Consider the following 12,212-nt stretch of genomic DNA (forward strand, 5'->3'; position numbering starts at 1 on the left):
GGCGGAGTGCCTGACGGAACGTCAGCTCCTGTTGGAGTTCGCGCGCTTGGTGGTCTTCCGCGCCGGCCGGCGGATGATGTCATCATCCCCCGGGAGGCGCGGCACATAGAAGAAGCCTTCCTCCGTGTCCGGATCGTAGTGGACCACGACCTGCTCTTCCTTCAGCATCTGGTGCCAGGAGTTCAGGCGCTTCTGGTCCTCTTCGTCCAGCGTGTGACCAGCTCGTCTGCGCGCCTCGTGGCGGAGCATGGCCAGCGGGTAGAGCCAGCGATGTTCGATCTTCACCGCCCAGGGGATCAGGTCGTCATCGCGGACGTTCCGCCGGTCCAGCCCGTGCCGGCGCCGGAAGTTTCCCCACATCGAAGGCGTTGTCTCGATGTGGTACTTGCGTTCGTACTCTTCGATCATCCAGGCATACGTACGGCCCTCTTCGAACCACCTCTTGACCTCGTCCACGTTCTGGATCTTGCTTGCAGGCATTGGCCTCGTCCCTCGGCTATGTCTTGCAGATCGATACCGCGGCCACACTTGCACACCGTACTGGTCTAGATCAATTTGGGCGGTGTAACAATTGGCTCATGCGATACGGTGCAACGTGTTGCACTTACAACATACCCGAAGGGGCGCCGTGAAGATTGAAGTTCTGGCGTGTGATGTTGACCGCCGAGTACCAGCACTCACTTACACACTCACGGCGAGTGATGGTCGAACAGTCACCGCGGATCTGTGCGCCGTGCACAGCGAGGCTATCGAACGCCTGTTCCAGGAGCTCGGCATGAAGCCCCTGGACACGGGCAGCGAGGGCCAGGTCATCGGCGAGGTGCAGATGCACCCCGCGTCGCCAGCAACGGCAGAGCCCGACGTGACGACCCCCGGCAGCACCTCTCGGGACTCCACCACTGAGCCCGAAGTGCCCGATGTCGCCTCCACGCTTGAAGCGCGACCCGCCGCGCCAGCCAAGAAGGCCCGGGGGGGCACTGCGAAGACGCCCGCCAAGAAGGCGGCAGCGAAGCAGACCTCGACCCCGCGCCGCACCAGGGGCCGCGCTCGGTTCGCCACACTGGAGGAGATCGAGGCCAAGAAGCAGGAAGAGCAGTGAGACAGGAAGAGAGCCCCGCCAGCCTTAAGGCCAGCGGGGCTCTCTCGCTATTCGGAGGGCTTCTCGACGAAGCCGAGCGCGGTCAGCGCCTGGATGACGATCGCCACCTCGGGATGGTCGGCAGACTCTAGGGCCACGGCCGACACGACGACACCGACCAGCGCCGCGGCCAGTCCTACCTTCGAGCGATACCGCGTCGGCAGAAGACCGACGATGGATGCGGCAACGCCACTGAACTTCGCTTCCTGCTTGGTCACTTGCGACTAGCCTCCTTCATTGGACGGGTCAGGCGGTGACTCGGAACCCGCGCCGGGCACCGAGCTTGCTCAGAGAGGTCTGGCCGGGGATTCCGTCCGCGTCGGCCCCGCTGTAGCCCAGGCGACGCTGGAACGCCGCATACGCAGCGACCGTGTCCGAACCGAAGTGACCGTCCGCGCGGGCCCGGTCCAGCAGACCTTCCGCGGCAAGTGCGTGCTCGACGACGATGACGTCTGTGTAGTTCGACGTCGGAACGCCGGCCTTCGGCGGGTCGGCCTTGGCCGAGTTGATGACCGCGCGCAGCGACACGACCGGCACAGGCGGCGGAGCCGGGGCGGGGGCTGGCGCGGGCGTCGAGGCCGGCGCAGCCATCAGCCGGGCCCAGGTGCTCGGGCCGGGGTACCCGTCCGCATCCGAACCCGACCAGCCCTGCGCACGCTGAAACGCCGCAGTCGCCTGGCGGTCGGCCTCGCCGAACGTCGGTCCCGGTCCCTCCTTGTAGAAGCCGCCATGGCCGTGCGCGACCAGGCGCTGACCGAGGAGGGTCACAGCCGGGTGGCTCTTGCCCAGGACGAACGCCTGTGCGCCGGGAAACGAAGTCCCGTCCCACGAGGGCAGATTGGGGGCCGGCGTACCGTCGCCGGTCGAGCCCGGCTCCAGGGCGCCAGAGGTCACCAGGGCGTACAGCGCGGGCCCAGGGCACGAGGTGCTGTAGCCGTCCTTGTGGCCGCGGATCTCGCGCCCGGCGCTGCCCTCCGCGCGGAACAGGGCGATGGCGAAGCGGATGCCCTCGATCATGGCCGGCGTCGGCTGCGTCAGCCCCGAGGAGCCGAGCAGGGCACAGACGCTGAAGTGGTCGAGGTTGAGCTGTGCGCTACCGTTCGCGCCGCCGCGCCTGCGCGTCCCCCGGCCCTCATAGACGTACCCGTGCTCGCAGACGAGCAGGTTGTACGCGATGTCGACGTAGTTTTCCTTCTTGTTGGCCAGGTGGCTTGCGCGGATGTCGCGAACATAGGCGGCGCATCGGTCGTGCGAACGCGACGAATAGGGCGTGCCGAGGTAGTGGACCTTGACGCCTCGGCTCGACGTCATCGACGCAGCGGGGGACGTTGCGGGTGCGCCCCACTCGGCGCGACGTACATAGACAACAGACACGAGGGACCTCCAGAAACGCCGAAGGCCCCGTCCGGGGTGGACGGGGCCTTCGCGGGGTGCGGGGTGGGCTAGGGGGCGGCGGATGCCATGTGGTCGTCGAGGCGTTCGGCCACGGCCAGGCGCTCCGCGCGCTCGTGGCGGATTTCTGCGCGGAGGCCGGCGATCTCGCGGCCGTGCTCCGCCTGGCCTTCGAGGACTTGATCGAGGCCGCGAAGGACCCGATCCACGTCGTCGCGGAGGTTCGTCGAGTGGGTGTTGGAAACCTGCTCGCGCACCTCGCCGAGAGTGCTCGACTGGCGACGCAAGAACTCGACGACGACGCCGACCAGCGCGACAGCGATCATGCCGCCCGCGCTGACGAGCGCGACTTGCACGTTCGGGTCCACTTACGCAGCCACCCCCGTGACGCGCGCCTCCAAGGCGGCCAGGCGCTGTTCGAGGGCTTCGATGCGCACCTTCTGGTCTCGGACCACGGGCACCAGAGCGACGCCAAGGAGGTCGTACCTAAGACCGTCGACTTGGCCGTCCATGTAGTTCACCAGCCATTCGAGGCCCGCCTGTTCGACCTCTTCAGCGATGAGGCCGACTTCGTTCTTGCGGCCCGGCTTGAGGTTGCCGTCGTCGTCGAGCTGGTCCTTGCGGTCGTAGATGACCGGGCGGAGGTTGAGCACCGCGGCCGGGTTGATCTCGTAGTCGCGGACGTTCTCCTTGAACCGGATCGAGCTGGTATTGCGGGCGAACGTTCCGTCGCCCTCCACCCAGACCGCGTACCAAGTCCCGCTACCGCTGGCCGAGTTGGTGTGCGGCTTCTTCGATCCGTTCGCCCAGGCGACCGTTCCGCCTGAGGTGACGTACTCGCCGTGCGCATGCCAGGCCGGCGGAAAGGAGCCGGGGATACCCCAGATCTCATGCCATCCGTGACCGTGTCCGGTGGGCGGAAAGGCGCCGGGCTTACCTGCGATGGAGTTCCAGTCGTGCGTGTGTCCGGACGGTGGGAACGTCGCGGGCTTGTCGGTGACCTCGGACCAAGGGTGTGTGTGCGCGGAGGGCGCGAAGGTAGCCGGTCGGCCCTGTACGGACGTCCAAGTGACGACCGGAGCGAGGTCAACCCACTTCGTCCCGTCCCAGTACTCCCAGACATTCGTCGACACGTTCAGCCCGAGGCGGGAGGTGCGCGGGTTGGTCGGCCGGGTCGACGTCGTCCAGCCCGCCACCGTGTTGCCGAGGAAACGGCGCTCGTTGGTGACCTGACCCGCGCTGATCGTCGCCGCCCCGACAGGCACGGAGACCTGCGCGAGCGGGAATTCGTGGACCCCGGTGTCGGTCTGCGTCAGGGCTGGCACGCCACCGCCGGGCGTGCCCTGAACGACAGCGATGGTGATCGCGTTCGCCGTGGGGTCGAGCCTCAGAACCACGCGGTCGATCCGCGCCGCGGGCGATGCCGCCGCGATGGGGATGGTCTCGGTGGCCGTCGACTGGACTGCGTGCCCTCGGACGATGGCGAATCCCGGCAGCACCTTGACCTGCATGCCGGAACTGTCACCGACTACAGAGAAGCTGGCGCCGCTGACGGAGTCGGCTACGCCGGAGTGCGACGACAGCTCGCGGAAGAACGCGCTGAACTGTCCCTCCGAGACAGCCTGATTGTCGAATGGGTAGCTACTGACGGCCAACGTGACCCTCCTGGTGAACAAGGAAACCCCGCAGGCGACTTGCAGCCTGCGGGGCTTCTGGCGAGCGGTTGCGGGTCGGTCGCTAGATGCCGACGGACATCAGGATCGGCGCGGGGTTGCGCACGATCTCGGACGGCGTGATGGTCTCCGGCAGCGTCGTCTGGAGCGTCGGCAGGTAGCCAGCGCGCAGGAACGGCTCGGGCACGCCGGGACCACCGACGGGGATGTGCCCGAACGGGGGGTTGAAGCCGTTGAAGTCGAAGGGGCTCGACGGGATGTACTGGAAATCGCCTTCTTGCCCGGCGGCCATCAGAAATGCCACCCAGTAGCGGCCGATGCCCAAGTCGGCGAAAAGGTCTGTCTCGAACAGCACCCTGTCCCCACCGGGATTGCTAAGCGGGGGCAAGTCGCCGACAGGGGTCATCCCTGTCCACGCGACGCGCGTACCGTCCTCGCTGTACACCCCCGCGAAGAACCGGGCATCGGGGACGACAGTTGAGCCGGCCCAAGCGCCTGCCAGGACACCGATCGACCCAATCTCCATCTGGTACCCGACGTTGATCCCGGCGAGGTACATGCGCCCTGGTACGGCTGCCTGCATCCCTGCATTGGCCGGCACCGTGGCAGGGTCGGCGGACCATGCCAGGAACCCCAGGCTCGTCGGACCCCAGTGGGTCCCAGAGTTGAAGATGACCGGCTGGACCACGTCCCCGATGTAGTCGAACAGACTGCCGACTTCTTCCATGGCCGAGTCAAGGTCGCCCACCTCGAACTCTGTGCCGTCGCCGAGCATGATGTAGGGCCTACCTGCGTAGGCGTACATCTGGAAGCCGGTCGGGTCCGCCTCTGGCTGCCAGTCGATGTTCTCGAATCCGTGCGGGCCGGATGTACTTGCCCGGGACCAGCCGATTGGATTGCCGTCGCCCAGGACCGACTGATTCGTGGCGCGACGCACCTGGAACACAGTGTGCTTCGGTGAGCCATCGTTGGTGCGAGAAATGATCCGCAGGTTCGAGCCGTTGTCGATGCCGTCCTCGACAACGCTGTCCGCCTGGATCGACCAGCGGTTCGTGCCACTGGTGGCAAGTGACAGCTCTCGGTTCGTCCCGGCGGGACCGGAGATCTGCACGGGGCCATCGACCCGGCCGCCCGCGGCAGTCGACAGCGCTCCGACGTCGGCCGCGCCCAGGTGGACGTTTCCGATCTGATCGTTTACCGAGGTGACCGGCGGAATTCCGGGCTGTACCTGGAAGCTGGTGCCATCAGCGTTCTTGAAGAACGGCACACCGCCCTTGGAGTACAGGAACACGCCTCCCGAGACCGTGGCGGGGTCGCCGCCCAGGTCCCGCAGGCCGACAGCGCCCGCCACGGTGGCCTGAGCCGAACCGAAAGGCGCCTCGCCGCCAAACGTGATCTGCCCCGTCTTACGGGTGCCGTGAATCGCCGTGGAGATCCACTCCCCGGAGTCGCTGCGTGCCGTGATGTGGAAGTTCGATCCCGCGTTGGCGCCGGTCTCCGGGGAGTTGTCCACCAGCATGAGCCAGCGGTGTGTGCCGTTGGTCTGCCAGCCCATGGTGCGGTAGGTGCCGGCCGGGGCGCTGATCTTCAGCTCGTTGGCATTCAGCGTCGCGTTGGCGTTGGACGGAAGAGCGTTGACGTCGGCCGCATTGAGCGTGACGGCCGTGGTGCTCTTGCCATTCACAGACTGGATGACGCCAGGTGGGCCCGGAGCGCCAGCCGCGCCAGCGGAGCCGGTGGCACCCGTGGGGCCGACGACGCCGGAATCCTCCGGGGCCGGCCAGACACTCAGAGCCATCTACGCCACCTCCACGCCGCTGATGTGGACCGACGCCGCTGGCGTGCCGCCCTGGACCGAAATCGTGCTGCCCGCTTCGATCACCTGGGCCAGTTCGAGGGTGAGCACACCCTTCGCGGCGATGCCGACACTGGCCAGGATGGAGTGGTTGTCGAGCTTCACTGTGACGAGGGCGCTCGACGTGCCCGGGTTCGTGGCGACCACATTCGTGACTATCGCCTTCGTGCTGGCCGGGACGGTGTAGACGGTGGTCTGTGCCGCGGGGAGGGACCCGCGGTAGAACGCCTTAGGGGTTGTTGCCAATTACCACGCTCCCATGATCGACATGATTTGGTTGTCAGTGCTGGCCCCGGCGTCGGGCGCGCGCTCCAGTTGCGAGATGCGCGTCTCGGTGCTCGTGACACGGCGGTTCATCGCGGAGCTTGCGTCGAATCCGGTGGCGTCGCCGAGGAGGGCGCCGACTCGGAAGCCGTCGCTGTCGGCCTTGAGGACCATCCCGGTGACGGTGGACGCCAGCTCCTGGTCGTCGACGACGACGGAGACCTTGTCGCCGAGGTACCAGTCATGGACGATGCGCATCGCACTGTCTTCCATCGGGACTACCTGAACGGCGATGCCTGTGGCGCCCTCGTTCTCCATGACCTCGTCGCCAGCCTGCTGGAGTTCGTCCCAGTCGTTGGTGTTCCTCTGGTCGACGAAGCGCTCGATCCTGCGGCCCCAGTCGGCCTCTGCGGCGACGGATTCCGGTGTCTGCACCTGGAGAAACTGGCGGTTCGTCAGGTCGCCCTGGCCAGCCACGATGGCCCGGGTTGCGCCGGGCGGGCTGATGGCCACACGCTGCCCGGACAGCGTCCCGTTCATGACGTCGAGCCGGATCAGTGCCGAGCGGTCGGCGATGGCGAAGGTCTCGAAGGCCAAGCGCGCGCCGCGCTGCACGACGCGGAACCCCAGGCCGCCGAGCACGGCGAGTTCGGTCAGCAGGTTCCCGAGGACGGGGAACCGAGCGCTCTTGACGACCGCAGGGCCGCGGGCAAGGTTCGCCCCCAAGGTCAGCGTGTGCTTGCGGCGTGCGACCGGAGCGGCCGGGCCGATGTTCGCGTTGACGAAGCTGTGCATGACCGTCTCGACGGGGCCCGTGCGTACGTCGTGAGCAAGGGTCTGGCTGGCCCCGTCGGGGTTGGCCGGCTCGGGGAATGCAAGGGCGTCGGCGAGGATGATCGTGTCGCTTACACCTTCGAAGACGACCGACCCGCCTGGGTCCTCCTGTGTCGCAGCCAGCTCGGACTTAACCATGGGCCCGGAGGTCAAGACGTCGGTCGGGCCGGTGATGATGAGACCGGAGCCGGGCGTGCGGAGGATGTCCGTTAGGGGATTTTCCGCCGCGAGAGCGAGCTTCCATTGCCCGACGTTGTTGAACACGTCGGTGAGTTCGAGGCGCAGATCCTCGGGCCGTACGAGGCCGCGACGCGTCAGCGCCTTGTCGCGAACCTCGACGGTGATGTCCTCCAGACGCACGCTAGATCACCATCCACTTCCGCGGTCGCCACGAGCAACTGATCTTCGAGGCCGCGGTGATGTCCTCAAGCTGCGCTGTCGCAGTCGACAGGCCCGGCTTGACCGTCCAGAACCGGGGGGCGGTGTCGAGCTCGGCGTAGCGATTGGCTCCGAGGTGATCGACGACTGTGCCCTTGCGGGTGTCGATCGTCAGCCGTTCGTCTGCACCGAGGATTCCTCCCCAGGCCAGGCGTTCGCCATCTGGAGAGATCGCCTCGAAATTGCTTCCGGGGCCGACGATTTCCCAGATCGGGTACGCCACCGCATCGCCCGTGTTGCTGAGCTGGATATCGCCGATGGCCTGCGAGGGGGCGACCGGCAGGGTGGCCATGGACGACAGCCACGACGTGGTGGCCGTGGCGCTGGCCACGCTTCGGATCTGCGACTCAGCAGCAGTCCAGTACGGGTCGCCGGCGCGGAGGGTAATCACCGTGTCCAGCTCGCGTTCGCCGGTCGTGTCGTAGCCGTACACGACCTCCCCACCGCCGACGCGATGCACCTCGGTCTCCCACCGCGTGCTGTCGTCGTCCAGGAGGATCAGGGTGCACCTCCCGGCCAGCGCGAGGGCCAGCCGGGAGGTAAGCGCCTGAAGGTGCGGCCGGTCCCGGGCGAGGATTTCAATGGGGATGTCGATGTCGCGCGGGAGGACGCGACGCCTGCGGAAACTCGCCCCGTCCCCGGCTCCTTCGAGCCACTGGACGGAGACGGGGGGCAGGCCGAAGCCTGTCACCCCCGCCTTGGCTTGGAACCCCAAGCCCTTCGTCTCTATCTCCGAGAGGTCGAGGACGTCTGTCTCGCTCGCCAGCAGGAGCTTAGGCATCTGCCGTCACCATCCAAATCGCGTGCGGTTGGCGGCTGCGAACAGGTCCTCTTCGGAACCGAGCGAACTGCCGGGCGCGGCGTAGTAGTTGAGTACTCGCGTGGTGCCGCCTCCCTGCCCGCCGACGAGGGCGTTGTTGACCGCGGACGCGACGCGGCCGGACACGCCGACTCGCCCGAGTCCGGGCGTCTCGAACTGCGTGGCTGCGACGTCCCGCGTCAGGCTGGCAAGGGACGTGCGTACGGCGCTGTAGCGGGATTCGAGGCCGACCAGGAGTCCCTGCATCGTGAACTTGCCGATGGCGATGAACACGCGCGAAGGGCTCTTGATACCGAGCGCGCCCTTGAAGGCGTTACCCACCGAAGAGGCGAGGCTTTTCGCCTTCTCCAGAAGGGCGTTAGCCATCGAGCCGATGCCATTGATCAAGCCCTGAACCAAGTCCACGCCAACGCTGAACAAGGTGCTACTGAGACTGCCGAGAGCATCCTTAGCCCTCTGAGGGAAGTCCTTGACGAGTCGGACGGCGTCGTCGATCAGGGTCTGAATCTTGGTCTTCAGCTCCGTGAACGCTGCCTGCGCCTCGGTCTTGATGGTGGTCCAGCCAGCCTTGATGCCGCTTCCCAGGCTCGTCACCATCGTCTTGCCGGCACTCACGAGCTTCGACCCGAACGAGGCGAATCCGCTTTCGATCGCGGACCACGCCGACTTGCCGAAGTCGTCTACGGCCTTCCAGCCAGCCTTGAATGCCTCACCGATGGCCTTGAGGCCCTTCGTGGCTGCGCTAAGAATGCCGACGTTGAGGAACACCAGGAAGGCACCGAGAATGGTGTCCCAGATGCCCTTGACGAAGGTCCAGAGACCATTCCAGAACTGCGACCAGGCGTCGCCCAGGCCAGCGAAGTTGCCCGTGAATATGCCGACGAGGATTTCCCAGGCGACCCGGATGGCGCCGACGATCGTGTCCCAGGCACCGACGACGATTTCGACCAGACCCTCGAAGACGAGTGCCAAGCCGTTGACGGCCATCACCAGTGATATGCCGATGAGTTCGGCGATGAACGCCAAGGCTGGCGCCAGGACGGGCATCAGGAACTGGACCAGCTTGAGGAGTGCTTCGAGGATCGGCTGAAGGGACTCCAGAAGACGCTTGATGGCGTCTGCAAGCGGAGGCAGGACCGCCCGGATAACCTCGCTCAGCTTCGGCAGAAGCGGTTCGATGACCTCCCGCAGGATCCGAAGCAGAACCTCAAGCACTGGTTCGCACGCGGTGACGACCTTCGCCAGGGCTGCGGCTAGGACCGGGAGGATCGGCGCGAGGGCGCTGCCGAGTTCCTTGCCCACGGGCACGGCCGCGTCGACGACGTCCCGGAAGAGGCCGACGAGCGGCGGGAGGACCTTGGTCAGTTCCTGGACGGCGCCGCCGAGCCCCCGGCCGATGGCCGGGGTGATGCGCTCGATCGTGGGAGTGAGCGACATGACGGCCTGCGTCAGTGCCCCGCCGAGGAGTTCGATGATCGGCGAGACCTTGGGCGCCAGGGCCGAGAACGCCTCCGCGGCGGGGATTAGGGCCGCCGTCACAAGTCCCGCGAAGACGGGCAGCATGACCGCGATGACCTGCATGAGGGCGCCGAGCGCCTGGCCGAGCGGGGGCATGGCCGGCGTCAGGGTGTCCACGGCCGCCTTGAGGCCGTCGAACAACGCGATGATGCCCTGGGCTACCTCTGGCTGAGTAAGCGCCCGAGCGATGGCGTGGAATGCTTGCCCGATGACCTCGCCGGCCTTCGGCAGGACGACCGTCAGAACCTTGCCAAGCTCCTTGAACATCTCGGAGACGGCTGGCCCGGAGATGTTGGCGATGTTGTCCATCGCCTGGTGCGATGCCTTGAATACGTCGGTCATGCCGGACTGGAATCCGGGCGAGTCGACGGTCGCGTGGATTTCGCGGAGGCGGTTGTTCAGCGAGCTGAGTGTCGATCCGCCGGCCGCGGTTGCCGCGCGGTTCAGGCCGGAGAAGATTCCGGCGGTGTTCTTGAGGACTCCCCCGAGATCCTTCAGGGCCTGGATGCCCTCGTCGATCTCGGACTTGATGCCGTTCTCGCCCTTGCGGTCAAGGAAGTTCGAGAACCGCTCGGAGATGTCGACGAACCATTCCGCGAGCCGCGGGAGGTAGCTGGTGCCGACCTTGCCGAGTACGGCGATGATGTTCGCGAAGGCGCCGGTGCCCTTCGTGGCGGTGTCGATCGACTGCGACAGGTCGCCGAACATCTGGTCGAGAGCGGGCTTGAGCGCGCCCTTCAGGTCTGTTGCGAATGCGGCGAAGAAGCCGCCGAGTTCCGTCGCCGTCTTCTCGACGCCGCTACGGAACTGCGGGAGAAGATCCGTGACGAAGTCGCGGATGGGGTCCTTGGCCTTCTCCCAGAAGTTCTTGCTGATGACGTCCTGAAGTCCGGAGAGAGCCTTCTTCGCTTCGGGGACAACCTTGTTGAAGTCCTTGAATGCGGCCACGGTCACGCCAAGACCGACCGCGAAGCCCCCCAGAAGTCCCGGCAGCAGAGCGACCGTTGGTCCGATCTGTGCCAGCGACGACGACAGGCTGAACATGTTCGACGCCGCGGAGAGCAGCCAGCCGGACAGGCCGGCGATGGCCGCCGCGAGGGTCCCGATGATCGGGATGTTCCTGTCGAGGTTGCGCAGGGTGTTGCTCAGCTTCTCGAAGGTGCTGCTGAGCACGCGGGCGCCGGACAGCGCCTTGAGCGTCGCCAGTGCGGTTGCCGCTCCGGTCGCGGACACCTTCGGGATGAGGTTCACGATCCGCGAGCGGGCGAGCCGTGCCATCTCCGCCATCACCAGGGCGACGCCAGCCTTGGACGTCTCGGGCTCGATCTCGGCCTTGAGGCCGTCGATCTTGTCCTGAAGGTCGTCGATCTCCCGCTCGACCTTCGCCTTCGCGAGTGCGTCCAGCTCGGGCGTGATCTTCGCCCGCAGGTCTGCCATCTGCGCGTACGTCGCTTCGAGCTGGCGCTTGAGCTTGGCTACCGCCTGCGGGTCGAGCTTCGGATTGACCGTGACGTTGTCGACAGCGGCTCGGATGCTGTCGTAGATGCGCTGCGCCTCGGCCCGGTCGAGGTCGATCTTGACCTGTGCGCGGGTGTCGAGCATGGTCTGAAGGTCGGCCCGTGCCCTGAGTAGGGACGCCTCGTCGAGTTCGACATTGAGGCGGGCGGTGCTGAGCTTCGCCAGCTCGGCGTTCACCTTGGCGATGGCCGCCTTGATCGAGGCGTCGTCATCCCAGTCGAGATCGACCTCCAGGCGCAGGTTCTCCGAGAGGAGTTCGCGCATGGCGATGAGGTCCGCCTCGTTGAGGTTGACGTCGATCTCGATCTCGCGGAGCTTCGCCAGCTCGGCGTCGATTTGGGCGATGGCCGCCTTGACGGACGCCTGGCTCGACTCGTCCACGCGGAGCTTGATGGACGCGATCTCGGCGAGCCGTTCGCGGAGGAGATCCAGGCCGGCCTGAAGGGACGCCTCGTTCACGTCGATGGGAAGCGTGATGGTGCCAAGCCTGGACAGCTCGGCCTGCACCCGGGCGATGGCGGCCTTGAGAGACGCCTCGTCGTCCAGGTTGACGCGGAGGCTGATCGACTTGAGGGCTTCCTTCGCCTCGGCCTCGATCTTGCCGGCCTGCGCCCGGATGTCGTCGCCGTCGAGCTTGACCCGGGCCTTGACCTCAAGACCCTTCTCGGCGCGCTCCAGCTCGGCTCGCGCTTCTTCCTTGAAGCGGCTCGTGTCCGGCAGGATCTTGATCGCTACCCGGCCCACGATCTGGGCGTCTGGCAT

Annotated in this window: 11 protein-coding genes; 1 reads left to right on the forward strand and 10 read right to left on the reverse strand. The window is 66.5% G+C overall.

The genetic code is table 11. The features are described from left to right. Positions 1–21: 21 nt before the first annotated feature. Positions 22–456 carry a hypothetical protein gene (locus AB0C36_RS06910; protein ID WP_358350342.1) on the reverse strand — a complete coding sequence of 145 codons (435 nt, stop codon included), beginning with the start codon at positions 454–456 and terminating at the stop codon, positions 22–24. A gap of 172 nt (positions 457–628) precedes the next feature. Between AB0C36_RS06910 and AB0C36_RS06915 the strand changes: the two genes are divergently transcribed. Further along, positions 629–1,099, forward strand: a complete 471-nt coding sequence (locus tag AB0C36_RS06915; RefSeq protein WP_358350345.1) for a hypothetical protein — start codon at positions 629–631, stop codon at positions 1,097–1,099. Between the two features lie 47 nt (positions 1,100–1,146). Here the strand turns inward: AB0C36_RS06915 and AB0C36_RS06920 are convergent, their stop codons facing one another. From AB0C36_RS06920 to AB0C36_RS06960, 9 genes are all read right to left on the reverse strand, one after another. Further along, a complete protein-coding gene (locus tag AB0C36_RS06920) occupies positions 1,147–1,356 on the reverse strand; it encodes a DUF7439 family protein (RefSeq protein WP_358350348.1) in 210 nt (69 codons plus the stop codon). Between the two features lie 28 nt (positions 1,357–1,384). Further along, positions 1,385–2,512 carry a peptidoglycan-binding protein gene (locus AB0C36_RS06925; RefSeq protein ID WP_358350351.1) on the reverse strand — a complete coding sequence of 376 codons (1,128 nt, stop codon included), beginning with the start codon at positions 2,510–2,512 and terminating at the stop codon, positions 1,385–1,387. A 68-nt stretch (positions 2,513–2,580) separates the two neighbouring features. Next, positions 2,581–2,898, reverse strand: a complete 318-nt coding sequence (locus AB0C36_RS06930; protein ID WP_358350354.1) for a DUF2746 domain-containing protein — start codon at positions 2,896–2,898, stop codon at positions 2,581–2,583. Next, on the reverse strand, positions 2,899–4,185 hold the full coding sequence (locus AB0C36_RS06935) for a tail fiber domain-containing protein (protein WP_358350356.1): 1,287 nt from the start codon (positions 4,183–4,185) through the stop codon (positions 2,899–2,901). It abuts the gene before it with no gap. Positions 4,186–4,267: 82 nt separating this feature from the next. Continuing rightward, a complete protein-coding gene (locus AB0C36_RS06940) occupies positions 4,268–6,001 on the reverse strand; it encodes a hypothetical protein (RefSeq protein ID WP_358350358.1) in 1,734 nt (577 codons plus the stop codon). Then, positions 6,002–6,304: a hypothetical protein gene (locus tag AB0C36_RS06945; RefSeq protein WP_358350361.1), complete on the reverse strand. Its 303-nt coding sequence runs from the start codon at positions 6,302–6,304 to the stop codon at positions 6,002–6,004. Continuing rightward, entirely contained in the window at positions 6,305–7,516 is a 1,212-nt protein-coding gene (locus tag AB0C36_RS06950; RefSeq protein WP_358350364.1) for a siphovirus ReqiPepy6 Gp37-like family protein, read from the reverse strand. It lies immediately after the preceding gene. A 1-nt stretch (position 7,517) separates the two neighbouring features. Next, positions 7,518–8,375 carry a phage tail family protein gene (locus tag AB0C36_RS06955; RefSeq protein WP_358350366.1) on the reverse strand — a complete coding sequence of 286 codons (858 nt, stop codon included), beginning with the start codon at positions 8,373–8,375 and terminating at the stop codon, positions 7,518–7,520. A 6-nt stretch (positions 8,376–8,381) separates the two neighbouring features. Next, positions 8,382–12,212, reverse strand: coding sequence for a hypothetical protein (locus AB0C36_RS06960; RefSeq protein ID WP_358350368.1), 3,831 nt, complete (start codon positions 12,210–12,212; stop codon positions 8,382–8,384).

The sequence above is a fragment of the Streptodolium elevatio genome (genome assembly GCF_040649515.1).
Lineage (GTDB): Bacteria > Actinomycetota > Actinomycetes > Streptomycetales > Streptomycetaceae > Yinghuangia > Yinghuangia elevatio.

What these genes read in the sequence shown, in the direction of transcription:
- AB0C36_RS06940 (WP_358350358.1), bottom strand. Translation starts at nt 6,001, where the DNA reads ATGGCTCTGAGTGTCTGGCCGGCCCCGGAGGATTCCGGCGTCGTCGGC.
- AB0C36_RS06955 (WP_358350366.1), bottom strand. Translation starts at nt 8,375, where the DNA reads ATGCCTAAGCTCCTGCTGGCGAGCGAGACAGACGTCCTCGACCTCTCG.
- AB0C36_RS06960 (WP_358350368.1), bottom strand. Translation starts at nt 12,212, where the DNA reads ATGCCAGACGCCCAGATCGTGGGCCGGGTAGCGATCAAGATCCTGCCG.